The organism is Amycolatopsis coloradensis, from assembly GCF_001953865.1.
Taxonomy (GTDB): domain Bacteria; phylum Actinomycetota; class Actinomycetes; order Mycobacteriales; family Pseudonocardiaceae; genus Amycolatopsis; species Amycolatopsis coloradensis.
In genome coordinates this window covers 178,221-202,180 of sequence record NZ_MQUQ01000002.1, presented here as the reverse complement: position 1 = coordinate 202,180, position 23,960 = coordinate 178,221, and the positions used below count along the sequence as shown (strand labels likewise).

Here is a 23,960-nt window from a genome sequence, read left to right as displayed (position 1 = left end):
CATGAACACACTGCTGAAGCAGACCCTCGCCGGGCTGCGTGTCCTGCTCGTCTTCACGGTCCTGCTGGGTGTCGTCTACCCGCTCGGCGTGTGGGCGGTCTCGCGGATCCCCGGGCTGGAAGGCAACGCCGAAGGGTCGATCGTCACCCAGGACGGGCAGGCCGTCGGCTCGTCGCTGCTCGGGGTCGACCCGGTCGCGGCCGATCCGGCCAAGGACCCCTGGTTCCACAACCGCCCGTCCGCGGGGTCGAAGGACGCGCTCGGCCCCGGCGACCCGTCGTCGTCCGGCGCGTCGAACAAGGGCCCGTACAACGAGGACCTGGTCGCGGCCATCGGCGAGCGCAAGAAGCTGATCGCCGCCCGTGAAGGTGTCCAGGAGTCGCAGGTGCCCGCCGACGCGGTGACGACGTCGGGATCGGGGATGGATCCGGCGATCAGCGTCGCCTACGCCGACCTCCAGACCGCTCGTGTGGCCAGGAACACCGGCCTGCCGGCGGAGAAGGTCCGGCAGCTCGTGGCGGAGAACACGAGCGGCGCCGGGATCGGTGTGCCGGGCGTCGATGTGCTGAAGGTCAACTTGGCCGTGCGCGACGCGGCCGGAGGAGCACACTGACAAGCGTGGACGAGAACACGACCAAGCCGCGCCGAGGTGAGCTGAGGATCTACCTCGGCGCGGCCCCCGGGGTGGGGAAGACCTTCGCGATGCTCGGCGAGGCGCGCCGCCGCCTCGACCGGGGCACCGACGTGGTCGTCGGGCTGGTCGAGACGCACGGCCGCAAGAAGACCGCGGAACTCCTCGAAGGCCTCGAGATCGTCCCGCGCCGCCGGTCCGGCCACCGGGACCGCGAATTCGAGGAGATGGACCTCGACGCGCTGCTGGCCCGCGCCCCCGAGGTCGCCGTCGTGGACGAACTCGCGCACACCAACGTGCCGGGCTCGCGCAACGAGAAGCGCTGGCAGGACATCGACGAACTGCTCGCCGCCGGGATCGACGTCCTCTCCACGGTCAACGTCCAGCATCTCCAGAGCCTCAACGACGTCGTCGAGCGCATCACCGGGGTCACCCAGCAGGAGACGGTGCCCGACGAGGTCGTGCGCCGGGCCGAGCAGCTGGAGCTGGTCGACATCACGCCAGAGGCACTGCGGCGGCGACTGGCGCACGGCAACGTCTACCCGGCCGAGCGGATCGACGCGGCGCTGGGGAACTACTTCCGGCCAGGCAACCTGACGGCGCTGCGAGAGCTGGCGCTGCTGTGGGTCGCCGACCAGGTGGACGTCGCACTCCAGCGGTACCGGGCCGAGCAGAAGATCACCGACACGTGGGAAGCCCGCGAACGGGTGGTCGTGTCCATCACCGGCGGCCCGGAGAGCGAGACGCTGATCCGCCGCGCGAGCCGGATCGCGAACCGCGCGGGCGCCGAACTGCAGGTGCTGCACATCCTGCGCGGGGACGGACTGGCCGGGATGGGGCCGACGGCGGTCGGCAAGTACCGGAAGCTGACCGAAGAGGTCGGCGCGACCTTCCACACCGTCGTCGGCGACGACGTGCCGACGGCGCTGCTCGACTTCGCGCGCGGGGTGAACGCGACCCAGCTGGTCGTGGGGACTTCGCGGCGTTCGCGGGTCGCGCGGCTGTTCGACGAGGGCATCGGCGCGGCCGTGGTCCAGCGGTCCGGCCCGATCGACGTTCACATGGTCACGCACGCCCAAGCGGGCGGACGGCTGCGTGCCCGGTTCAGCCGGAGCCCTTTGACGCCATCACGCCGCCTGAGCGGCTGGGCGCTCTCGCTGGTGCTGCCCGCGCTGGCGACGCTGCTCGGTGTCCTGCTGCGGGATCAACTGGACTTCTCCACCGACGTCGTCGACTACGTCCTCGCGACGGTGCTGGTCGCGCTCGTGGGCGGGCTCGGGCCCGCGCTGCTCGCGGCGGTGTTCTCCGCCGGGTTGCTGAACTTCTTCTTCACCCCGCCGCTGTACAACCTGACCGTCCACGAACCGCGGAACGTCATCACGCTGGTCGCGATGGTGCTCGTGGCGATCCTCGTCGCGGCGGTCGTCGACACCGCCGCCCGGCGCGCGACCCAGGCCGCGCGGGCACGCACCGAGGCGGCACTGCTTGCCTCCTACGCGCGGACCGTGCTCACGCACACCAACCCGATCGAGCGGCTGCTGGAGAAGGTCCGCGAGAACTTCGGGATGACTTCGGCGACCCTGCTGGAAAAGCGGGACGGGAAGTGGAAGCGCGTGGCGAGCGCGGGCTCGGATCCCTGTGCCGATCCGGATCAGGCCGACTCCGACATCGCGGTCACCGCCGACGTCCATCTGACGCTGCGCGGCCGCGCGCTGCCCGCGTCCGACCGGGGAGTGCTGGAAGCCGTGGCCGGGCAGGCGCTGCTCGCGCTGCGGCAGCAGCGGACGGCGAAGGCGGCCGTCCGCGCCGAACGCAAGGCCGAGGCGACCGAACTGCGCACCGCGTTGCTGTCGGCCGTCGGACACGACCTCCGCACGCCGCTGACGTCCATCAAAGCGGCCATCGGCAGCCTGCGCGCGACCGACATCTCACTGTCCGAAGAGGACACGGACGAGCTGCTGGAGGCGATCGAGGAGTCGGCCGACCGGCTCGCGGGGCTGATCGACAACCTGCTCGACTCCTCCCGCCTGGCGACCGGCGCGGTCCGCCCGCACCTGCGTCCGGTCGGCTACGACGAGGTCGTCTCGCACGCCCTGTCCAATGTGGACAACTCGGATTCGGTCGTGGTCGCGATCGACTCGCGGCTGCCGTCGGTGTGCGCCGATCCAGGCCTGCTGGAACGGGTCGTGGCGAACGTGATCGACAACGCGCTGCGGCACGGGGTGTCCGGCGAGCCGGTCTCCGCCCGCGCCAGCACGCATTCGGAGCACGTCGAACTACGCATCATCGACCACGGGCGAGGCCTGAAGAAGGGCACCGCGGACTCGGCTTTCGCGCCCTTCCAGCGGCTCGGGGGAGACCGGGACAGCGTGCCCGGCGTGGGACTGGGGCTTTCGGTCGCCAAGGGGTTCACCGAGGCGATGGGCGGGCGGATCCGGGCGGAGGACACGCCCGGCGGCGGACTCACCGTCGTCATCTCGCTGCCCGCTCATGGTGGTCAGGATCCGGAAAAGAACCTCCTCGCTTTTGACGACGAGGGCCTTGAAAACGAAGAGGAGGAGCGAGTGCGATGAGCGCCGAAACCGCGTCGGCGACCGTCTTGGTCGTGGACGACGAACCGCAGATCGTGCGAGCCCTGCGGATCAACCTTTCCGCGCGCGGCTACAAGGTGATCACCGCGCACGACGGGACGGCCGCGCTGAAGGCCGTCGCCGAAACCAAACCCGACGTCGTCGTGCTCGACCTCGGCCTGCCCGATCTCGACGGCACCGAGGTGATCGCCGGGCTCCGCGGCTGGACGACGGTGCCGATCATCGTGCTGTCCGCGCGCGGCGACTCCGCCGACAAGGTGCAGGCGCTCGACGCCGGCGCCGACGACTACGTCACCAAACCCTTCGGCATGGACGAACTGCTGGCGCGGCTCCGTGCCGCCGTGCGGCGTTCGGCGGCGTCCAGTGTGGACGGTGTGGAAGCGGTGGTGGACACGGGATCGTTCCGCATCGACCTGGCGGCCAAGAAGGTACGCCGCGACGGCAAGGAAGTGCACCTCACCAAGACCGAATGGGGCGTGCTGGAACTGCTGGTGCGCAACCGCGGCCGTCTGGTGGCGCAGAAACAGCTGCTGCACGAGGTGTGGGGTCCGTCCTACGAGACCGAGTCGCACTACCTGCGGGTGTACCTGGCGCAGCTGCGGCGGAAGCTGGAACCGGAACCCTCGCGGCCGCGGCACCTGCTGACGGAACCGGGGATGGGGTACCGCTTCGAGATGTGAGCGCGGTGTTCGTGCGGTGAGGCCTACCGAGCCGCGCTCGTGGACGTGTCGGTACCGGAGACACCGAACCGGCCCGGCGACGAGTCCGGGGCGCCGCTGGAGCTGGAGCCGCCACCGCCGGTGGTGGTTGTCGTCGGCGGGTTCTCGGTCGAGGGCTTCGGTGTCGTGGTGGGCGGAGGCGTGGTCGGCGGCGTCGTCTTCGTAGAGGAGGGCGGCAGCTTCGTCGGCGAAGGATCCGGGTTCGGCCCTGGGCCGGGACCCGGGCCGGGGTTCGGGTTCGGCGCCGGGGGCGGGGGCGGCGGCGTGATGACGCTCGTCGTCTCCTTGCCGTCCGGCCCGACCGACGTCACCGTGGTCGGCGGCGGGGTGGAGCCGGAGGGCGCGCCGGGGATCGGCGAGCCGCTGACGGTCATCGGGCCGCCGGGAACGGCGTTGCCCGGGACCAGCTGGACACCGGCGGGGGAGGTGCCCTGTCCGCCGGGGAAGCCGGTGCCGCCCGCGGTGGTGGAGACGCCGGGGCCCGCCAGTTCGGCGATCGCGGCGAAGGCCGTCGCCACCACGAGGCCGCCGACGCCGAGTACGGCGTAGCCAGCGCGGTTGAGCTTGCCGGTGGCACCGCGCGGGGGTGCCACAGACACGCGTGCGCTCGATTCAGACCCGTCGGGACGGGGCATGTGCTGGCTCCTCGGATGGGGGACTTCGGGGAGTTGAGGCGACAGCGGCCGAACAACACCGTGCCGTCTCCGGCTACCCGGGCGAGTAGCCCAAGTGGGGACCCGGCGCGGAGATTATCACCGCCGCCTCACCGTCCGCGAACGACAGCGAACGTTGTGTTCACCCTCCGCGTTCATACACATGGTGCACGATAGGGGTCGTGAGTGAGGGAGAAACGCACATCAGGCTGACCGCGTGGGTGCACGGCCGGGTCCAGGGCGTCGGTTTCCGCTGGTGGACCCGCGGTCGGGCGCTCGAGCTGGGGTTGGTCGGCAGCGCGGGCAATCTGGCCGACGGACGTGTCGAGGTGGTGGCGGAGGGTGTTCGCGAACACTGTGAGCGGCTTTTGACGGCTCTACGGTCGGGAGAATCACCCGGTAGTGTGGATCGCGTCGTCGAGCGCTGGTCGCCCGCGAAAGGTGGGATCCGCGGGTTCGTGGAACGCTGAGCCCGCTCCACAGCCCCCGCCTCCCACGCCCGCACCCGCCGCACGGGTAGCCTGGGCCGATTGAACGACCGGTTCCCGCAGCCTAGAGGGGTCAGCACGACGTGCACCTGAAGAGCCTGACGCTCAAGGGCTTCAAGTCCTTCGCCTCGGCGACGACGTTGCGTTTCGAGCCGGGCATCACCTGCGTGGTCGGGCCGAACGGCTCCGGCAAGTCGAACGTCCTCGACGCGCTCCGCTGGGTCATGGGCACCCAGGGCGCCAAGGACCTGCGCGGCGGCAAGATGGAGGACGTCATCTTCGCCGGGACCGCCGGCCGCGCCCCGCTCGGACGCGCCGAGGTCACCCTCACCATCGACAACGCCGACGGCGCGCTGCCCATCGAGTACTCCGAGGTCTCGATCACCCGCCGCATGTTCCGCGACGGCGCGAGCGAGTACGAGATCAACGGCGACCGCTGCCGCCTGATGGACGTGCAGGAACTGTTGTCGGACTCCGGCATCGGCCGCGAGATGCACGTCATCGTCGGGCAGGGCCAGCTTTCGGCGATCCTCGAATCCAAGCCAGAGGAGCGCCGCGCCTTCATCGAAGAGGCCGCCGGTGTCCTCAAGCACCGCAAGCGCAAGGAACAGACCCTGCGCAAGCTCGCGAACATGCAGGGCAACCTCGACCGTCTCGGCGACCTCACCACCGAGCTCCGCCGCCAGCTCAAACCGCTGGGCAAGCAGGCCGAGATCGCCCGTAAGGCGCAGTGGGTGCAGTCCGAACTGCGCGACGCCCGGCTGCGGCTGTTCGCCCACGACCTGGTCACCCAGCGCTCGGGCCTCGCCAAGGAAGAGGCTGACGAGCGGGTCGCCCGTCAGCGCCGTGCCGAGGTCGAGCAGGCGCTGGAGATCGTCTCCGCCGAGGAGACCGAACTCGAGGCTTCGCTCGCCGAGGACGCGCCGCGGCTGGCCGCCGCCCAGGACACCTGGTACAAGCTTTCCGCGCTGACGGAGCGGTTGCGCGGCACCGTGCGCCTCGCGCTGGAGCGTCAGCGGCATCTGTCGTCCGACGTGCAGCACACGGGCAACGGCCGCGATCCCGACGAGCTGGAGGCCGAGGCCGAGCAGGTCGCCGAGCGGGAGCAGGAACTCAACGAAGCCGTCGCCGAGGCGCGGATGGTGCTTTCGGAGACCGTCCAGCGGCGCGAGCAGCTCGAACACCTCGTGCGGGCCGCCGAACGCGCGCATATGGCCGCGGTCCGCGCGATCGCCGACCGGCGGGAAGGCCTGGCGAAGCTCGCCGGGCAGGTCGAGGCGCTGCGCAGCAAGAACGGCGCCACCTCCGACGAGATCGACAGGCTCACCGTGTCGCTCGAAGAGGCCGCCGAGCGCGCGGAGATCGCCGTCGAGGAACTCGAAGAAGCCAAAGCCGAGGGCGGCGTCGAGGAATCCGACGACTTCGACCTGCAAGCCCACCACGACCGCGCGGTGGAGGCCAACAACGCCGCCAAGGCGCGGGTCGAGGAACTGGTCAAAATCGAGCGGACCGTCGAACGCGAGATCGCGTCGGAAAAGGCACGCGTCGAGGCGCTGTCGATGGGCCTGCGCCGCAAGGACGGCGCCGGTGCGCTGCTCGGCGCGCAGCACGAGCTGCCGGGTCTGCTCGGCTCGGTGGCAGCGCTGCTCACCGTCGAGGCGGGCCACGAGGTCGCGCTGGCCGCGGCGCTCGGCCCGGTCGCCGACGCGGTCGCGGTCAACGGCGGCGCCGACGCGCTCGCCGCGCTGAAGTTCTTGAAGGACAACGACTCCGGTCGCGCGGGCATCCTGCCCGGCGGACTGGAGTCCACTGTGGACACCAGTGCCTGGCCGTCGCTGCCCCAGGGCGCGCGCTGGGCACGCGAAGTGGTTTCGGCGCCGTCCGCGCTCCGGTCCGCCGTCGAGCACGCGCTCGACCGAGTGGCCATTGTGGACGGTCTGGAGTCCGCGCGCCGTCTGGTCGAGGTGTATCCCGAAGTCAGCACGGTCACGCCCGAGGGAGACGTCTTCGGTGCCCGCTGGGCGGTCGGTGGTTCGGCCCGCAGCGAGAGCGTCATCGAGGTGCAGGCCGCCGTGGACGAGGCGGGCGACCGGCTGAACGCCGCCGAGCGCGCGCTGGAACGCGCCGCCGCGGAACTCGAAGGCGCCCGCGCCGGACAGCAGGCCCGGCGCGAAGAGGTCAGCAGGGCCAAGGATGCGCTCGGAGACGCGAAGGTCCGCAAGGCCCGCTCGTCCGAGCGGCTGAACCGCATGCAGCAGGCCGCGCGCGCCGCGCAGGCCGAGATGGAGCGGCTGAGCAACCAGCGCGCCAAGGTCGAGCAGAGCCGAGAACAGGCACTACAGCAGCTCGCCGACCTCGAAGAGCGGCTGTCCGCGGTCGCCGACCAGGAGATCGACGAGGACCCGGACACCGCCGAACGTGACCAGGCCGCCGAAGACCTCGGCACCGTCCGCCAGGAGGAGATGGAGTCCCGGCTCGCGCTGCGCACCGCCGAGGAGCGGGCGCGGAGCATCCAGGGCAAGGCCGAATCGCTTCGCCGTGCCGCGTACGCCGAGCGGCAGGCCCGCGAACGTGCCGAAAAGGCGAGGACCGCGCGGAAACGCGGCGCCGAGATCACCACCGCGGTGGTCAACGGCGGCGAGATCGCGCTGGAGCGCATCGAGGTCTCCGTGCAGCGCGCCGCCCACGAGCGGGACGAGGCACAGGCGCGGCGGCAGTCGAGGGAGACCGCGCTGACCCAGGTCCGCAGCAAGGTTCGCGAGCTGACCGGCGAGCTGGAGAAGCTCACCGACGCCGTCCACCGTGACGAGGTCCTGCGCGCCGAGCAGCGGCTGCGGCTGGAACAGCTCGAAACCAAGATCGCCGAGGACTTCGGCATCGGCCTCGAGGACCTCGTCTCCGAGTACGGCCCGGACGTCCCCGTGCCGCCGAGCGCGGGGGAGATGGCCGAGTACGAGGCGGCCAAGGACCGCGGCGAGGACGTCACCCCGCCGCCGCCCATGCCGTTCGACCGCGACACGCAGGCCCGCCGGGCGAAGCGCGCGGAGAAGGATCTGAGCCTGCTGGGCAAGGTCAACCCGCTGGCGCTGGAGGAGTTCGCGGCGCTGGAGGAGCGCTACAAGTTCCTCTCGACCCAGCTCGAAGACCTCAAGGACACCCGCAAGGACCTCGAAGCCGTCATCAAACAGGTCGACGAAAAGATCCTCGAGGTCTTCGCGTCGGCGTACGAGGACGTCGCGCGCGAGTTCGAGACCGTGTTCAGCGTCCTGTTCCCGGGCGGTGAGGGCCGGATGGTGCTCACTCAGCCCAACGACCTGCTCTCGACCGGTGTCGACGTCGAAGCGCGCCCGCCGGGCAAGAAGGTCAAGCGGCTCTCGCTGCTCTCCGGTGGCGAGAAGTCGCTCGTCGCCGTCGGCATGCTCGTGGCGATCTTCCGTGCCCGGCCTTCGCCCTTCTACGTGATGGACGAGGTCGAGGCCGCGCTCGACGACACCAACATGCGACGGCTGATCGGACTGCTGGAGCAGCTGCGCGATTCTTCGCAGCTGATCATCATCACCCACCAGAAGCCGACCATGGAGATCGCCGACGCCCTGTACGGCGTTTCCATGCAGGGCGACGGCATCACCAAGGTCATCTCGCAGCGGCTTCGGACCGCCGAAGAGGCCCCGGTTCCGGCTTAGCGCGTGTTATGAACGGACCGTTTATAACAAAATTTGTTATAAACGGTCCGTTCATAACACCGGCGACCGAGCGCTAAACCGACGAAGGTTCCTTCACGTCCGGCTTCGCCAGCGGGTCCACGCTCCCGTGCCGCAGCGACAAAAGACCACCCACCACGAGCGTGATCACCACGCCGCACAGCGTGTACCAGGGCCAGGCCAGCGCCACCGTGTTCCCCGACGCCTTGCTGAAGTCGATCCCGATCAGGCTGCCGTCCGGTTTGTCGAACTTGACGCCGAGGATGATGAACGCCATCACGACCACCGTCGAGACGAACGCCACGATCGCGTCCGCCTGCCTGGCGCGCTTGACCACCAGGCCGAGCAGGAACGCGCCGAGCAGCGCGCCGTAGGTGTAGCCGGTGATGCCGAGCGCCTGCACCACGATCGGGTCGGCCGAGGTCTTGTTGGAGGAGGCGAAGAAGCCCGCGCACAGGATCAGCGCGCCCGCCCAGACGATCGTCCAGATCCGGCCGTGCTTCAGCCGGTCGGCTTCCGGCAACTGCCTGCCGATCACCCGTTCGTAGACATCGGTCACCGTGGACGACGCCAGCGCGCCGAGCGACGAACTCAGTGCGGCGGCCAGGATTCCGGCGATCACGAACCCGGAAAGACCACTGGGCAGCTCGTTCACGATGAAGTTCGCGAACAGTTCGTCCTTGTTGGCCAGCCCGAGGCCTTCCGGCTTCGGCTTGGTCGGGTTCAAGCCGTTGTACAGCGCCCACAGCAGCACGCCGATGAACAGGAACAGCGCGAACTGGACGAACACCACGAAACCACTCGCGACCAGGGCCTTCCGCGCGGCACGCAGGTCGTTGGTGGCCTGGAGGCGCTGCACGATCAGCTGGTCCGAACCGTGCGACGCCATCGAGAGCACCGCGCCGCCGATCACCGCGGTGAAGAACGCGTACTGCCCGGTGAGCATGTTCGAGGAGAAGTCGAAGATCTGGAACTTGTCGGCGTCGGCGGCCTTGCCGAACCAGCCGTCCGGCAGCCTCCCGGCGATCGCCCAGATCACCACGACCGCGCCGAGGATGTACCAGAGCATCTGGATCGCGTCGACCCAGACGACCGCGCGCACCCCGCCGAAGAAGCTGTAGAGCACCATCGCGATGCCGAGCCCGGCCACGATGGTCCAGTACGAGACGCTCAGGCCGTAAGCCGCCATCACCACCTTGATCGGGATCGCGGTGGCGAACAGCCGGATGCCGTCGGCCAGCGTGCGAGTGAGCAGGAAGGTCACCGACGCGGTGCCTTGCAGTCCGCTGCCGAACCGTTTGCCCAGGAAGGCGTACGCGGTGACCAGGTTGCCCGCCACATAGCGCGGCAACAGCACCATCGACACCACGATCCGGCCGGCGATGTACCCGATCGCCAAGGCCAGGTACGTCATCCCGCCGTCGCCGGGGGCGGCGATGTAGGCCACCGTCGGCACGGAAAGCACGGTGAGGGTGGACGTCTCCGCGGAGACGACCGAGAGACAGGCCACCCACCAGGAGATCTTGCCTTCGCCGACGAAGTAGTCGGAACCGGATTTCTGCTTGCCGCCGATCCAGACGCCCAGCAGGGGCATGCCGACCAGAAAAAGCCCGATGATCGCGAGGTCCAGTGCGCGCATCCGTATCTCCTATCGCTCGCCGGTCGTCGCCGCTACCCGTAGCCGGGTCACGGTTGAGGTAAGAGGGGCGGGCAGCCGCAGGGGCCCCGCGCCCGGGGTGATGCTGCCGAGCAGCCGGTCGCCGCGGGCACCGGTCGCCGACGGGAGGTTCCCCGGGACGCCGGACCAGGTCAGCCAGCCGAGGAGAATGGTCAGGTATGCCTCTTTGCCCGCGCGCGGCAGCCCGTGGTCGTCGCTGGTCTTCAGTGCCGTACCCGGCAGGTTCTTGGCGAGCGTGGCCATCAGCGCCGGGTTGTCGGCGCCGCCGCCCGAGACGATCAGCGTCGTGACGGCGTGGCGACGGCATTCCGCGGCGATCGTCACCGCGGTCAGTTCGGTCAGCGTCGTCAAGAGGTCTTCGGCGCCGACAGGCGGGAGTCCGTCGAGCGCGCCGTCGAGGTAAGGGCCGTGGAACAGTTCCTTGCCGGTCGACTTCGGCGGGGCGGCCGCGTAGTACGGGTCGAGCAGGAGTTTCGCCAGCAGATCGGGCCGGATCTGGCCGCGGAGGGCGAGCGCGCCGTCGATGTCGGCACGCCGGCCGGTGGCGCGGTGCGCGGCGATGTCCATCAGGGCGTTGCCGGGCCCGGTGTCGTAGGCGAGCACGTCCCCGTCCGCCGGGACCACGGTGATGTTCGCGATGCCACCGATGTTCAGCGCCGCGACCGGGCCGGCCGCCGTCATGTCCCGCAACCACAACGCGTCCAGGGTGCTGGCGAGCGGCGCGCCGTGGCCACCGGCGGCGACGTCGCGCACCCGCAGGTCGGCCACCACCGGCAACCCGGTGCGCTCGGCGATCCACGCCGGATTCCCCAGTTGCAGTGTGCCGCGCGCGGCGCCGTCTTCGACCCAGTGGAACACCGTCTGGCCGAGTGAGGCGACGACGTCGGCCTCGCCACCGGCCAGTTCCTCGATGCCGCGCGCGGCGGCCTCACCGAAGGCCTGGCCCGCGAGGGTGTCGAGTTTCGTGAGTTGCTCGGCGCTACAGGGATTCGGCGGGAGGGCGTCGAGCAAGGCTTCACGGAGCGCTTCGGGATAAGGGACTTCGAGCTGGCCGAGCGGGGAGAACACCACGGTGTCCCCGTCGGCGCGCAATTCGGCGGCCGCCACGTCGATCCCGTCGATCGACGTGCCGGAGATGAGTCCGATCACCCGGACCCCAGTGCCGGAGGAAACCGTCATTCGCAGTGGTCTAGCCCTCGATCCGGAGACCGCGCAAGCGACACTGTTTCTTCTTGTCCGAAATGAGTCCTATCGAGTGGGTGCCTGACAAGATCGGCTCGCTTCCCATGGGGCGTCTGAGCGGGATGACGTGCGGATGCGAGGATGGCGCCGTGTCGAACACCCCCTGGTTCTGGATCGCTGTCGTTGCCGTCGTGGTACTGGTCGCCGTTCTGGTGGCCGGGCTGTTCATCGCGCGCCGCCGCCGGATCAGCCTGGACGAGTCCAAGGCTGCCGAGGCCGTCGAGCGGGAGAAGCCGAAGGGTGGCGGCTACGCCGCGACCGGCGGGATCGCGCTCGCTCCGGGCGGTGAGAAGACCGAAGAGGCCGAGCATCCGGTCGAGGACCGCCCCGAGACCGACGGCCAGCCCGCGGTCGGGGACGACGCGTCGGTGCCGAGGGATTCCGCGCAGCGCACGGTGCGCGACGTCGACCTGCCCGAACCCGAACCGATCGAAGAAGCTCCTGCCCCCGCCGAGGAGATCGCCCCGGCGACGGGACGCCTCGAACGGCTGCGCGGCAGGCTCGGCAGGTCCCGCTCAGTGTTCGGGCAGAGCCTGCTGGGCCTGTTGGGTGCCGGTGACCTGGACGAGGACTCCTGGCAGGACGTCGAAGACACGCTGCTCATGGCGGACCTGGGTGCCGCGACGACCACCGAGATCGTCGAGCGCCTTCGTGACGAGCTGAAGCGCCGCGCCGTGCGGACGTCCGAAGAGGCGCGCGCGGTGTTGCAGGAAGTGCTCACGGCCGCCCTCTCGACCGACGCCGTCCGTGCCGTCCGCGCGCTGCCGCACCTCGTCGACGGCGTGAAGCAGCCCGCCGTCGTCCTGGTCGCCGGGGTCAACGGCACCGGCAAGACCACCACCACCGGCAAACTCGCCCGGGTCCTCGTCGCGCAGGGGAGCACCGTCGTGCTCGGCGCGGCCGACACCTTCCGTGCCGCCGCGGCCGACCAGCTTCAGACCTGGGCCGAGCGAGTGGGCGCGGAGGTCGTCCGCGGCAAGGAAGGCGCGGACCCGGCGGCGGTCGCCTTCGACGCCGTCAAACGCGGCACCGAGGCGGGCGTGGACGCGGTCCTGATCGACACCGCCGGCCGTCTGCACACCAAGACCGGCCTGATGGACGAGCTGGGCAAGGTCAAGCGAGTCGTGGAGAAGCAGGCGAAGGTCGACGAGGTGCTGCTGGTCCTCGACGCCACCACCGGGCAGAACGGGCTGATGCAGGCCCGTGTGTTCTCGGAGGTCATCGACGTCACCGGCATCGTCCTCACGAAGCTCGATGGCACCGCGAAGGGCGGCATCGTCTTCCAGGTGCAGCGCGAACTCGGGGTGCCGGTGAAGCTGGTCGGTCTCGGTGAGGGACCGGACGACCTGGCGCCGTTCGAGCCGGGCGCCTTCGTGGAAGCGCTGCTCGGCAACTAGCGAATGTTATGAACGGACCGTTCATAACAAAATCTGTTATGAACGGTCCGTTCATTGCACGCGCTCAGGTCGTGACAGGGACGTTCTCGCCCGTTTCGACCGCAGCGGTCTTCTTGTCCCGCATCACCAGGAACGCGACCACCGCCGCGGCCAGCACACCCACCGCGCTCACCAGGAACGTCGTCGACATCGCCGAGGTGAACGACTCGCGGGCCGCGGTGATCAGGCCGCCGTCACCGGTGGCGAAGGCGTCGCCGATCGAGAGCCGCGCCCGCGCCGGGGCGGATTCGGGCATCCGCGCGGTGAACAGGCTCGACACGACGCTGCCCAGGATCGCGATACCGAGCGCCGCGCCGAGCTGCTGGATGGTGTCGTTGAGCGCGGAGCCGACACCGGCCTGCTCCTCGGGGACCTCGTTCATCAGCGCCGCGATCGCCGCCGGCATCGCCAGCCCGCCGCCGGAGCCGAGCAGGAACAGCGCGATCGCCGGCAGCAGGAAACCCGAAGTCGCCGACAGCGTCGCGAGCATCCCGAACCCGGCCGCCATCACGGTCATCCCGGCGGTGGCCAGTGCCCGGTTGCCGATCTTCTGGCCCAGCGTGGCACCGAGGGTGTTGCAGAGCAGCGAAGCGATGGCCATCGGGATGAACGCGAGGCCCGCCTGGGTCGGGGTGTAGCCGAGGACGAACTGCAGGTACTGGGTCAGGAGCAGCAGCAGACCGCCGTTGCCGACCTGCACCAGCGTGAGCGACAGGCTGCCGCCGCTGAAGTTGCGCTTGCGGAACAGCTTCAGCGGGACCATCGGCGACGGCGTGTGCCGCTCCCAGAAGACGAAGCCGGCCAGGCTCACCACCGCGATCGCCAGCGGGACGTAGGTGCCTGCCTCGGTGATGCCGTGCTTTGGCAGCTCGATGATCGTCCAGACCAGCGCGACCATGCCGGTCGCGGACAGGATCGCGCCGAGCGGGTCGGGCCTCTGCCATGGCCCCTTCGACTCCGGCATCAGGGTGAGCGCGGCGACCACGGCGATGACGACGATCGGCACGTTGATCAGGAACACCGCGCCCCACCAGAACCACGCGATCAGCACGCCACCCAGCACCGGGCCGCCGATCAGGCCGAGCATCGCGACGGCGCTCCAAGCCGCCATCGCCTTGCGGCGCTCCTCGTCGTCGAACACGGTGATCAGGATCGACAGGGTGCTGGGCATGATCAGCGCGCCGCCGACACCCATCACCGCGCGGGACACGATCAGTTCGAGCGGGTTCGCGGCGAACGCGGCGACGAGTGAGGCCACCCCGAACAGGAGGAGGCCGATGATCATTACCTTCCGGCGGCCGAACCGGTCGCCGAGGCTGCCTGAGGTGAGCAGCAGGCCCGCGAACACCAGGATGTAGGAGTCCAGGATCCATTGCGTGTCCTGGGCGCTCGCCCCGAGGTCTTCGGCCAGCGGCGGCACGGCCACCGTCAGGACCATGTTGTCCACGACCAGCACGAGTGTGCTCAGGCACAGCACGATCAGGATCCACCAGCGCCGCGGATCGCGGCCTGCCGACTTGTTCATCGGGATACCCCCAGAAGTAGTTGCGTACGTTGTTCTGTTGTTGCGCACACTGTACGCAAAAGCTTTCACTGTGCGCAAGGGGGCACGACGTGCGCTAAAGTGAGGGCATGTCAGTCGAAGAGCAGCCGATCCCGTCGGTGTGGACCCGTCCTCGCCGGAAGCGTGACCAGCCCGCGTTGAGTCAGGCGCAGATCGTCACCGAAGCCGTCCGGCTCCTGGACGTCGAAGGCGTCGACGCGCTGAGCATGCGCAGGCTCGGGACCGCGCTGAACGCGGGCGCGACGTCGCTCTACCGGCACGTGGCCAACCGGGACGAGCTGATCGAACTGGTCGTCGACGAGGTCTACGGCGAAATCACCGTGGCGGACGGCGACGACCCGGCGCGGTGGCGCGAAGGTGCCGTCGTGGGCGCGCAGAGCGTGCGCGCGATGATCCTGCGGCACCCCTGGGTCGCCTCATTGCTCGGCTCGGTCGGCCTGTCGTACCTCGGGCCGAACGTCATGCGGCTCAACGAGCGGCTGCTGGCCGTCTTCGTGAACGCGGGATTCCCCGCCGACGAGGCGGATCAGGCGATCAGTGCGGTGATGTCGTACGTCATCGGCATGGGGACGACCGAGGCGGCATGGCTCACGACGGTCGCGAAGAGCGGCCGGAGCGAGCGTGAATGGGCGGAGCGACTGCGCCCCGCCGTCGAGGAGGCGGCGCGGGAACATCCGCTCCAGCGGGAACGCCTCGCCCATGACGACGCCGGGGCCGACCCGGAGCGGCTTCGCGACGAGAAGTTCCGCTACGGGCTGGACCGGATGCTCGACGGTTTGGAGACCAGGCTCAAACGGTGACTCCGTCACGCGAGAGGGTCGAACCGAGCGCGTTCGCGATCCGCTGGACGGCGGGCGCGATCCGCTCGACGGCCTCCATCGTGAGCCGCCCCGAAGGCCCGGACACCGACACCGCGGCCGGCACCGGCGCGCCCGGGACCGCGACGGCCACGCAGCGGACACCCAATTCCTGCTCGGCCTCGTCGAGTGAGTAACCCTGCTGGGCGATCTTCGCCAGCTCCCGCAGGAGCGCGTCCTGGTCGGTGAAGGTGTGCTCGGTGTACGAAGGCATGCCGGTCCGCGAGAGCAGGGCCGTGACGTCTTCGGACGGCAGATGCGCGAGCATCGCCTTCCCGACGCCGGTGCCGTGCGGCAGAAGACGCCGTCCGACCTCGGTGAACATCCGCATCGAGTGCTTCGACGGCACCTGGGCGACGTAGACGACCTCGTCCCGCTCCAGCACGGCGAGGTTCGCGGTCTCGCCGACCTCGTCGACCAGTTCCGCGAGCAGCGGCCGTGCCCACGAGCCGAACTGCATGCTGGCGTTCTCACCCAGCCGGATGAGCTGGGCACCCAGCGCGTACCGGCGGTTGGTGTTCTGCCGGACGTAACCCAGGTCCACCAGCGTCCTGATCAGCCGGTGGATGGTCGGCATCGGCAGCCCGGACAGGGTCGCCAGCTCCGAAAGGCTGGCTTCGCCTCCGGTGTCCGCGAGGTGCTCGAGGAGCTCGAAGGCCCGCTGAAGTGACTGGACGCCGCCATCGCGTCCGTTCTTCTCCGCTGCCACCGTGGCACTCCTTACGTCGGCGTTGATGTTCCGCTATGCAGAAACTATAGTCCGTCAGGTAAAACCGTAGGGACGTTATTTATCTGGACTCGGGGTGTTTCTCATGTCTGAAGCTCAGGTGCTCGGCGATCCGGTCGAGCGCGGGGACGAAATCCTCACGCCGGAGGCGCTCGCCTTCCTCGCCGGCCTGCACGAGGCCTTCGCCGCCCGCCGCGACGAGCTGCTGCAGGCCAGGAGCAAGCGCCGCGAGGAGGCCAGGACCACCGGTAAACTCGACTTCTTGCCGGAGACCAGGGAGATCCGCGAGGGCGACTGGAAGGTCGCCGAGGCCCCGCCCGCGCTGCGCGACCGCCGCGTCGAGATCACCGGCCCGACCGACCGCAAGATGACCATCAACGCGCTGAACTCCGGCGCCAAGGTCTGGCTCGCCGACCTCGAGGACGCCAACACGCCGCACTGGGCGAACGTCGTTTCCGGCCAGGTCAACCTGTACGACGCCGTCCGCGAGACCATCACGCTGGAAAGCGGCGGCAAGAGCTACGCGCTGAAGGACGAGGTCGAGCACGCGACCATCGTCGTCCGCCCGCGTGGCTGGCACCTCGACGAGCGCGGCCTGTCCTTCGGCGGGCGCCAGGCCGTCGGCGCGCTGGTCGACTTCGGCCTGTACTTCTTCCACAACGCGCAGGAACTGCTCAACCGCGGCAAGGGCCCGTACTTCTACCTGCCGAAGATGGAGAGCCACCTCGAAGCCCGGCTCTGGAACGACGTCTTCACCCACGCGGAGAAGACGCTCGGCATCTCCCACGGCACCGTCCGCGCCACCGTGCTGATCGAGACCATCCCGGCCGCGTTCGAGATGGAGGAGATCCTCTACGAACTGCGCGAGCACGCCTCCGGCCTGAACGCCGGCCGCTGGGACTACCTGTTCAGCGTCATCAAGTACTTCCGCGACGCGGGTGAGAAGTTCGTCCTGCCGGACCGCAACTCGGTCACCATGACCGCGCCGTTCATGCGCGCCTACACCGAACTGCTGGTGCGGACCTGTCACAAGCGCGGCGCGTTCGCGATCGGCGGCATGGCCGCGTTCATCCCGAACCGCAAGGATCCGGAGGTCACCGCCGCGGCGCTCGACAAGGTCCGCGCGGACAAGAGCCGTGAGGCGGGCGACGGCTTCGACGGCTCCTGGGTCGCGCACCCGGGCATGGTCGAGATTTGCCGCGAAGAGTTCGACAAGGTCCTCGGCGACAAGCCGAACCAGCTCGACAGGACCCGCGATGAGGTGTCCGTCACCGCCGACCAGCTGCTCGACGCGGCTTCCACGCCCGGTGGCGCCACCGCCGCCGGTCTGCGCGCCGCCGTCGACGTCGGCATCCGCTACATCGCCTCCTGGCTGAGCGGAAACGGCGCGGCCGCGATCCACAACCTGATGGAGGACGCGGCCACCGCGGAGATCTCGCGTTCGCAGGTGTGGCAGTGGGTGCGCAACGGCACGCGGCTCGACACCGGTGACAAGGTGACCGAAGAACTGGTACGTGGCGTGCTGGCCGAGGTCCGTGGCGAACTGGCCGCCGAGATCAAGCCGGAGCTGCTGGAGCCCGCCGTCGAACTGTTCGAGCAGGTCGCGCTCGCGGAGGAGTTCCCGGACTTCCTGACGCTGCCGGCCTACGAAAGGATCAAGTAGCCAGATGGGGAACGGGCGGCTCACCGAGGACGTCTACATCGCCGCTGACGCGCGCCTCGCCGAGGCGGACGCGCGCGTCGCGGCGAAGTATCCCGGCGAGCCGCCCGGCCGCCAGCCCGTGCACACCGTGTACGTGCCCGCGTCGCGGTACAAGACACGGCTCGTGGCGGATTGGGGCAAACAGGCCCTGCGGGTCTTCGGTGAGCACGCCGATCAGCTGGGCCTGGACGCGGACGTCGCCGACCGTGTCCGGACCAAACTCCTGACCGAGCCGATCGAGGATCTGCGGATCGACTTCGAGGACGGTCTCGGCAGGCCGGGCGACGACGACGAAGACGCCATCGCGCTCGCCGCCGGGCGGACCCTCGCCATCACGGGTGGCACGCCGTTCGTCGGTATCCGGTTCAAGAGCTTCGAACAGGCGACCCGGCGCCGCGGCATCCGCACCCTCGATCTTTTTCTGACCGGACTGCTGGAAAGCGGTCCGCTGCCGGAAGGTTTCGTCGTCACCCTGCCGAAGGTGACCGCCGTCGAGCAGGTCGAAGTGGCGGCGGATGTGCTGGAGCGCCTTGAATCCGCGTACGGCCTGCCCGAGGGCGCGCTCCGGTTCGAGGTCCAGATCGAGACGGCTCAGTCCATTGTGGACGTCGACGGGACGGTGGCGGTGCCGCGGATCATCGAAGCCGCGCGCGGCCGGTGTTCGGGGCTGCACTACGGGACCTACGACTACAGCGCCGGACTCGGGATCAGCGCCGAGTATCAGAGCATGGAACACCCGGCCGCCGATTTCGCCAAGCAGCTCATGCAGGTTTCGGCCGCGGGAACCGGTGTCCGGCTTTCGGACGGCTCGACGAACAAGCTGCCCGTCGGCGACGCGATCCTCCCGGCCTGGCACGAACATCTGCGGTTGGTGCGGCGCTCCCTGGAGCGCGGCTTCTACCAGGGCTGGGATCTGCACCCGCACCAGCTGCCGACCCGGTTCGCCGCGACCTACGCGTTCTTCCGCGAGGGCTTTCCGGCGGCGCTGGGACGGTTGCGGGACTATGCGGACAAGACCGGGCGCGGTGTGCTGGACGAACCGGCGACCGCGCAGGCACTCGCGAGCTTCCTGCTGCGAGGACTGGACTGCGGGGCCGTGGACGTGGGGGAGCTTTCGTTCTCCCGGGCGGAGCTGGACGGATACGCGCGGCGGACCGGATGAGCAGCTGCTGAGCGAGCGCCTCTCGTGGCAGGCGTTCCCTCAGCAGCTGCTCCGCCCTTCCCGGCTCAGCTTGCCGGCAGCGGGCCGCGTTCTTCCCGGCGGCGAACGGACCTCGCGACGAGCGCCAGCATGGCGAGCTGGCCTGCGATCGTCCCGGCCGTCACCCCCGCCGGGAAGGCGGCCGGAACCACCTGCAGCGTCAGCGCCGGGCCGAGAACGGCTCCGAGTACCACCAGCGTGTCGAGGATCGTGGTGAGCAGCCGGTGTGTCTGGCTCGCGGGCACCGCCGCTTCCGCCTTCAACTCCGACGTCTCGATCCTGACGCGCGCGAGCCGGGTCGGGGTTCCTTCCCAGCTCGTTTCTTCGGACGTCGTGTTGTCCACGCCGTCGATTTCGGCACCCATGCTCGTGCCCTTTCTTGCCCAGTCAGGCGAGCCCGGGTTGGCGCGTCACGCTGGGGACCACTGGGGGACAGCCGACCTCGGCTGGCTGGACCGGACCGCCCCCAGTTCGCGGTTGTCCGGTCCTCTTCCCCTGTTCAGGCTCCTCACACGTGAAGGCCGTGGTCGTACCTTCGGTGGTGATACCCGCCGCATGGAGACGGGCCTGCGTGAGGTTTGTACTTCTGCCGCGAACCTGGCAGGAGAACTGTAGCGCCGATCACGCTCAGGCCGCAACCACTTCACACATGTTCGCTGCTGAAAGTGTGGCGAATACACGCTGTCTATGTCACGATGAGATGCGCGGCCGTGGGCCGCAGGGGAAGGGAGCGGGTATGCCATCGGTCGAGGAGACCGCGACCGGCCGCCCTGCGGTGGTCGATCGCGTCAACGTCGCGCTGATCGCCGAGGCGGTCGACGCGCTGGGCAAACTCCAGGAGCGCACCGGGCTCAAAAAGGTCGATCTGGTCAACCGCGCGTTGCTGGTCTACGAGTTCGTGGACGCGGAACTCCGCGCGGGCAAGCAGGTCTTGCTGCGCGATCCGGACGGACAGGATCAGCTGGTCAAGATCTTCCTCTGAGTCAAGCGTGATACGCCGCGAGAACCTCGTCCAGCGCGCCGTGCGCGCGGATCCGGCCTTCGTCCATCCACAGGGCGGTGGTGCACAGCTCCCGCAGGAGTTCGTCGGCGTGCGAGGCGAACACCAGCACGCCGGCGCGACGGGCGAGTTCGACCAGCCGTTCGCGTGCCTTGGCGAGGAACGCGGCGTCGATCGCGCCGAGCCCCTCGTCGAGGATGAGGATCTCGGGGTCGATCGTGGTCACCACGCCGAGCGCGAGCCGCACCCGCATGCCGGCGGAGTAGGTGCGCAAGGGCATGCTCAGGTAGTCGCCGAGTTCGGTGAACTCCGCGATGTCGTTGACTCGTTTCTCCATCTGCCTGCGTGACATGCCGAGGAAAAGGCCGCGGATCAGGATGTTCTCGTGGCCGGAGACCTCGGGGTCCAGCCCCACGCCGAGGTCGAACACCGGCGCGATCCTGCCGACGACCCGCGTGCTGCCCCGGGTCGGCTCGTAGATGCCGGACAGCAACCGCAGGAGAGTGGACTTCCCGGCGCCGTTGTGGCCGACCAGGCCGACGCGATCACCTTCGTCCAGCGACAAGGTGATGTCCCGCAGCGCCTCGATGATCGGGACTTTCGCGTCGGTGCCGATCTTGCCGCCGACCTTGCCGAGCACCTGTTTCTTGAGCGACCGGGTCTTGGCGTCGAAGATCGGGAAATCGACGTAGGCGCCCCGCACCTCGATGCTCACCATGTCGCCGCCTCCTCGTGTCGTCAGATGCGAATAGAAGTTATCATTCGCATTCTGGTGAGGTAACGTGCGGTCGGTGAGTCAGCAATCCGTCGATCGGGGCTTTCGCCCGCCGCAGCAAGCTCGCAGCCGGGAGTCCCTGCAAAAGGTGCTGGCCGCCGCTGAGCACGTACTGGCAGGCCAAGGCCTCGAAGAGTTCACTGTCGGGGCGGTCGCCGAGCAGGCGGGAATGTCGGTGGGTGCGATTTATCGCCGGTTCGCGGGCAAGAACCAGCTGCTGTACGCGGTGAAGGATCAGCTGCTCGGACAGCTCGAAACCGGCGTCAGCGAAGCGCTTCGCTCGGCGGAGCCGGGACTGAGCGGGGTCGTCGGCGCGTTCGTCCAAGCCCTGGCGGACACCTTCGCCCGCCACGACCGGATCTTCCCCGAGCTGCTGGACGGCCAGCGCGCCGAGGGACGCGATCGTGGCCTCCAAGCGCTGGCTGCGATCCAGCGGGCTTTCGTCGAGGCCTGTTCTTCGGCTCATGGACCGGACCGGGAGCTGGCCCTTCGGGCGGTGGCGCGGACCGTCATCGGATCTTGCGTGCACCGGGCCGCGACCGTCCGCTACTGGCCGGACGACCTGAGCTGGAGTGAGTGGGCTGCCGAAACGACTGAGATGGCGCTTGCCTATTTGGCTTTGCCGGGGAAGTGTGGAGCGACCTAGTGAGGATAAAGGAGTTGTCCCGGTTCCTTTACCGTCGCGAGGTCGCTCCGGTCCGCGGGACTTATTGAGGAGTTAGGCAAAGGTGGGGTGCGGCTTTCGCGACATGAGCACGGGCCCAGGCTGTGCGGGAACGGGCACCACGGAGGAGCTCAGTCACACCACATTTGATATACCCTCAATAGTGCTGCCCGTCGGTGGGCATCCGGTCACTGAGTTCCCTGGGTAGGGGCTGCGCGGACGAGAGTCTCTATTTCCACACAGCCCACCTTTGGGCATGCCGAGGGGCCCGTCGCCGTTCGGCTGGCGGGCTCCTCGGGTCAGATCAGGGTGTTGCGTCGGGTTCTTTGTAACGGGTCCAGATACTGGGGTGGAATGAATTCCGGTAGTCCGTCTGCCGCCATGCGGACTTGCCAATCCCCATGATGGATCAGCCGGTGGTGAAAAGAACAAAGCAGTGTGAGATTCCGCAGATCAGTCGGGCCGCCATCTGCCCAGTGATGAATGTGGTGGGCGTGACAGTTCTTGGGTCGCCGATGGCAGCCCGGGAACGTGCACCCCCGGTCCCGGATGTTCAACGCTCGGCGTTGGCCCGGAGTGACGAAGCGCCTGAGGCGCCCCACATCCAACGGCTCACCAGCGGCATTGAGCACGACCGGGAGCATCAGGCAGTCGCAGGCGGCCAGGCGTGCTTCGCGGGCGGTCATCGTCCCGACGAAGTCGAGGCAGGCGGTCCCGAGCCCGGTCTTGAGTTCCTCCAGGCCGATGGTGACATGCACCAGAGTCCGGTACCCGTTGGTTCCCGGTTGATCAGGACAGGCAATCGCAAGGTCGACCAGGTCGACCCAGGCGTCACCCTGACGCTCGGCTTTCGTGCGCAGATCCGCCTGGCCGAACTCATCCACCGGACGCGGTTTCGCGTAGGCCTCCAGTGCGGCGGCGGTCCGGGCCCCGGCTTCGTCGTCGAGCAGGCCTTTCAGGTTCCAGTACCCGTCTTTGCGGCGTTGCAGGGTCAGTTCGCGGCGGGGTTGGGCGGGTTCGGGATCCTTGGGTTCTTTGCCGTCCGGGTCCAGCCATCCCAGCACCTGCTCTCCGAGATCCGACACCTGCCGAGGCCCTGCGTCCCGGGCCAAGCCGGCGAGCTTCGCCTCCGCATGCTCCCGATCCTCCACCGACACCTCGGCCGGGATCTGCCGCAAGATCTCCAGGATCTGCTTGATCCGCTCCGCACCGATCGCACCCTCCGCCGCCGCAGCACCGGTCGCGGGCGCGAATGGCGGAATCTCCGTGCCGTCGAGAGCGCGCGTCGGGTTCAGGTCAATGGCGCGATTCACATATGGTCGCGCTTCACCCATCGACAGCCCCGCGATATCGGCGAACCATGAAATCGTCGTGCCATATCCGTACAGGTCTTTCACGCCACGGGATTCGATCTCCGCCAAGTACTGTCCCAATCCGGCGGACGCGACCCGCATCACCTGCAGGAACTGCTGCACGCCGTGGGCAAGCTCCAGCTTGCCAGCGCGCCACAGCTCCTGCGGCAACTCGGGAAGGATCGTCTCAGACACATCCCCATAATACCGCATTCCTGTCGAACACGTGTTCGTAATTTTAAGTAGCGACAATACGGCGCATTTACCACTGAAGGGTGATTTGCTCGACCTCATCGACTGTCGTCGCGTAATCACCGCCTCGGTGACTTACCCGTACTGCTCATAGAACCGCCATCCCCGCGCGTTCCCTGTCGCCGACAAGTCGTTCAGCCTCCGCGAGCCACACCACTCCCCGCGATGCGCCGAACACGCGTACACCTGCTCAACCGCGCCGATCATCACCACAGAGACAACGCGCACTCAGACAAGCGTCCTCACATAACGCCGACAAGGCACCAAAACCAGCCCATCCGGCCCCTCCACCCGATTCTCGAACTCACCCTCGTCAACCCATCCGCACCGCTCGTAAAACCGCCGCGCCCGAGCGTTCCCCGGCGCGACGGCCAGCCAAGCCCGCGAATGTCCGCCGTCACCGACGAGCCGTTCGGCTTCCGCGAGCAACACTCCCGCCACACCGCTTCCGCGATGCGTCGAAGACACGTACACCTGCTCGACCTCGTCGCCGACGACCATCACGAATCCCGCCACCTCGCCGGCCACCAGGGCGACCGACGTGTCGCCGACTCGAGCGGAGGCGCGCTCCCGGAACGATTCCCGGGTACGGATCCGCAGAAGCGCGTCGGGAACGTTGCCGAGATGGCCGTCTTGCCAGCCGTGGTACCAGATCTCCGCCACCGCCGAAGCGTCTTGGGCGACAGCGGGCCGCAAAGTCACATCGTTCGCCATGTCGGGAGTCAAG

At 68.8% G+C, this 23,960-nt stretch carries 20 protein-coding genes; 11 read left to right on the top strand and 9 right to left on the bottom strand.

What is annotated here, in order from left to right; all coding sequences use genetic code 11:
• Position 1: 1 nt before the first annotated feature.
• The 3 genes from BS329_RS02820 to BS329_RS02810 are packed head-to-tail and all read left to right on the top strand — an operon-like array spanning position 2 to position 3,902.
• The gene (locus tag BS329_RS02820; RefSeq protein ID WP_076155393.1) at positions 2-613 is read left to right on the top strand and encodes a potassium-transporting ATPase subunit C; all 612 of its coding nucleotides are present in this window, start codon (positions 2-4) and stop codon (positions 611-613) included.
• Between the two features lie 5 nt (positions 614-618).
• Positions 619-3,204, top strand: coding sequence for a sensor histidine kinase (locus tag BS329_RS02815; RefSeq protein WP_076155391.1), 2,586 nt, complete (start codon positions 619-621; stop codon positions 3,202-3,204).
• A complete protein-coding gene (locus BS329_RS02810) occupies positions 3,201-3,902 on the top strand; it encodes a response regulator (RefSeq protein WP_076155389.1) in 702 nt (233 codons plus the stop codon). The genes BS329_RS02815 and BS329_RS02810 overlap by 4 nt, the downstream gene beginning before the upstream one ends.
• Before the next feature lie 23 nt (positions 3,903-3,925).
• On the opposite strand, the gene BS329_RS43260 is transcribed toward BS329_RS02810, so the two are convergent.
• Positions 3,926-4,540, bottom strand: coding sequence for a hypothetical protein (locus BS329_RS43260; RefSeq protein ID WP_158075746.1), 615 nt, complete (start codon positions 4,538-4,540; stop codon positions 3,926-3,928).
• A 236-nt stretch (positions 4,541-4,776) separates the two neighbouring features.
• Here BS329_RS43260 and BS329_RS02800 point away from each other — a divergent pair, with 236 nt between their 5' ends.
• Together BS329_RS02800 and smc are read left to right on the top strand one after the other, a co-directional pair.
• The gene (locus tag BS329_RS02800; RefSeq protein WP_076155388.1) at positions 4,777-5,064 is read left to right on the top strand and encodes an acylphosphatase; all 288 of its coding nucleotides are present in this window, start codon (positions 4,777-4,779) and stop codon (positions 5,062-5,064) included.
• 101 nt (positions 5,065-5,165) lie between these two features.
• Positions 5,166-8,765 (top strand): chromosome segregation protein SMC, encoded by a 3,600-nt coding sequence (gene smc / locus BS329_RS02795; protein WP_076155386.1) that lies wholly within the window; start codon positions 5,166-5,168, stop codon positions 8,763-8,765.
• Between the two features lie 73 nt (positions 8,766-8,838).
• Here smc and BS329_RS02790 read toward each other — a convergent pair whose 3' ends face one another.
• Complete coding sequence (locus tag BS329_RS02790; RefSeq protein WP_076155384.1) at positions 8,839-10,422, bottom strand: sodium:solute symporter; 1,584 nt, start codon at positions 10,420-10,422, stop codon at positions 8,839-8,841.
• A gap of 9 nt (positions 10,423-10,431) precedes the next feature.
• Entirely contained in the window at positions 10,432-11,640 is a 1,209-nt protein-coding gene (locus BS329_RS02785; RefSeq protein ID WP_076155382.1) for an anhydro-N-acetylmuramic acid kinase, read from the bottom strand.
• A gap of 152 nt (positions 11,641-11,792) precedes the next feature.
• Here BS329_RS02785 and ftsY point away from each other — a divergent pair, with 152 nt between their 5' ends.
• The gene (ftsY, locus tag BS329_RS02780) at positions 11,793-13,100 is read left to right on the top strand and encodes a signal recognition particle-docking protein FtsY (RefSeq protein ID WP_244197004.1); all 1,308 of its coding nucleotides are present in this window, start codon (positions 11,793-11,795) and stop codon (positions 13,098-13,100) included.
• Positions 13,101-13,164: 64 nt separating this feature from the next.
• On the opposite strand, the gene BS329_RS02775 is transcribed toward ftsY, so the two are convergent.
• Positions 13,165-14,664 (bottom strand): MFS transporter, encoded by a 1,500-nt coding sequence (locus BS329_RS02775; protein ID WP_076155381.1) that lies wholly within the window; start codon positions 14,662-14,664, stop codon positions 13,165-13,167.
• Between the two features lie 107 nt (positions 14,665-14,771).
• Between BS329_RS02775 and BS329_RS02770 the strand changes: the two genes are divergently transcribed.
• Positions 14,772-15,503 carry a TetR/AcrR family transcriptional regulator C-terminal domain-containing protein gene (locus BS329_RS02770; protein WP_076155379.1) on the top strand — a complete coding sequence of 244 codons (732 nt, stop codon included), beginning with the start codon at positions 14,772-14,774 and terminating at the stop codon, positions 15,501-15,503.
• On the opposite strand, the gene BS329_RS02765 is transcribed toward BS329_RS02770, so the two are convergent.
• On the bottom strand, positions 15,493-16,269 hold the full coding sequence (locus BS329_RS02765) for an IclR family transcriptional regulator (RefSeq protein ID WP_076155377.1): 777 nt from the start codon (positions 16,267-16,269) through the stop codon (positions 15,493-15,495). The two genes, BS329_RS02770 and BS329_RS02765, sit on opposite strands and share 11 nt — an antisense overlap.
• 103 nt (positions 16,270-16,372) lie before the next feature.
• Here BS329_RS02765 and aceB point away from each other — a divergent pair, with 103 nt between their 5' ends.
• Positions 16,373-17,950, top strand: a complete 1,578-nt coding sequence (gene aceB / locus BS329_RS02760) for a malate synthase A (RefSeq protein ID WP_076155644.1) — start codon at positions 16,373-16,375, stop codon at positions 17,948-17,950.
• Between the two features lie 4 nt (positions 17,951-17,954).
• Positions 17,955-19,151 (top strand): DUF6986 family protein, encoded by a 1,197-nt coding sequence (locus tag BS329_RS02755; RefSeq protein ID WP_076155376.1) that lies wholly within the window; start codon positions 17,955-17,957, stop codon positions 19,149-19,151.
• A 65-nt stretch (positions 19,152-19,216) separates the two neighbouring features.
• Here BS329_RS02755 and BS329_RS02750 read toward each other — a convergent pair whose 3' ends face one another.
• On the bottom strand, positions 19,217-19,555 hold the full coding sequence (locus BS329_RS02750) for a hypothetical protein (RefSeq protein ID WP_076155374.1): 339 nt from the start codon (positions 19,553-19,555) through the stop codon (positions 19,217-19,219).
• Between the two features lie 371 nt (positions 19,556-19,926).
• On the opposite strand from BS329_RS02750, the gene BS329_RS02745 reads away from it, so the two are divergent.
• Entirely contained in the window at positions 19,927-20,172 is a 246-nt protein-coding gene (locus tag BS329_RS02745) for a hypothetical protein (RefSeq protein ID WP_076155372.1), read from the top strand.
• Position 20,173: 1 nt separating this feature from the next.
• On the opposite strand, the gene wzt is transcribed toward BS329_RS02745, so the two are convergent.
• Positions 20,174-20,908 carry a galactan export ABC transporter ATP-binding subunit Wzt/RfbE gene (gene wzt / locus BS329_RS02740; RefSeq protein ID WP_076155370.1) on the bottom strand — a complete coding sequence of 245 codons (735 nt, stop codon included), beginning with the start codon at positions 20,906-20,908 and terminating at the stop codon, positions 20,174-20,176.
• 73 nt (positions 20,909-20,981) lie between these two features.
• On the opposite strand from wzt, the gene BS329_RS02735 reads away from it, so the two are divergent.
• The gene (locus BS329_RS02735) at positions 20,982-21,611 is read left to right on the top strand and encodes a TetR/AcrR family transcriptional regulator (RefSeq protein WP_076155368.1); all 630 of its coding nucleotides are present in this window, start codon (positions 20,982-20,984) and stop codon (positions 21,609-21,611) included.
• 317 nt (positions 21,612-21,928) lie between these two features.
• Here the strand turns inward: BS329_RS02735 and BS329_RS02730 are convergent, their stop codons facing one another.
• Entirely contained in the window at positions 21,929-23,176 is a 1,248-nt protein-coding gene (locus BS329_RS02730) for an HNH endonuclease signature motif containing protein (protein ID WP_076155367.1), read from the bottom strand.
• A gap of 285 nt (positions 23,177-23,461) precedes the next feature.
• Positions 23,462-23,947, bottom strand: a complete 486-nt coding sequence (locus BS329_RS02725) for a GNAT family N-acetyltransferase (RefSeq protein WP_076155365.1) — start codon at positions 23,945-23,947, stop codon at positions 23,462-23,464.
• Between the last annotated feature and the right edge of the window lie 13 nt (positions 23,948-23,960).

Excerpts from the sequence above, each read along its gene's own strand:
- BS329_RS02820 (WP_076155393.1), top strand. The coding sequence starts at position 2 with ATGAACACACTGCTGAAGCAGACCCTCGCCGGGCTGCGTGTCCTGCTC.
- BS329_RS02810 (WP_076155389.1), top strand. The coding sequence starts at position 3,201 with ATGAGCGCCGAAACCGCGTCGGCGACCGTCTTGGTCGTGGACGACGAA.
- BS329_RS02790 (WP_076155384.1), bottom strand. The coding sequence starts at position 10,422 with ATGCGCGCACTGGACCTCGCGATCATCGGGCTTTTTCTGGTCGGCATG.
- BS329_RS02785 (WP_076155382.1), bottom strand. The coding sequence starts at position 11,640 with ATGACGGTTTCCTCCGGCACTGGGGTCCGGGTGATCGGACTCATCTCC.
- BS329_RS02775 (WP_076155381.1), bottom strand. The coding sequence starts at position 14,664 with ATGAACAAGTCGGCAGGCCGCGATCCGCGGCGCTGGTGGATCCTGATC.
- BS329_RS02770 (WP_076155379.1), top strand. The coding sequence starts at position 14,772 with ATGTCAGTCGAAGAGCAGCCGATCCCGTCGGTGTGGACCCGTCCTCGC.
- aceB (WP_076155644.1), top strand. The coding sequence starts at position 16,373 with ATGTCTGAAGCTCAGGTGCTCGGCGATCCGGTCGAGCGCGGGGACGAA.
- BS329_RS02755 (WP_076155376.1), top strand. The coding sequence starts at position 17,955 with ATGGGGAACGGGCGGCTCACCGAGGACGTCTACATCGCCGCTGACGCG.
- BS329_RS02750 (WP_076155374.1), bottom strand. The coding sequence starts at position 19,555 with ATGGGTGCCGAAATCGACGGCGTGGACAACACGACGTCCGAAGAAACG.
- BS329_RS02745 (WP_076155372.1), top strand. The coding sequence starts at position 19,927 with ATGCCATCGGTCGAGGAGACCGCGACCGGCCGCCCTGCGGTGGTCGAT.
- wzt (WP_076155370.1), bottom strand. The coding sequence starts at position 20,908 with ATGGTGAGCATCGAGGTGCGGGGCGCCTACGTCGATTTCCCGATCTTC.
- BS329_RS02725 (WP_076155365.1), bottom strand. The coding sequence starts at position 23,947 with ATGGCGAACGATGTGACTTTGCGGCCCGCTGTCGCCCAAGACGCTTCG.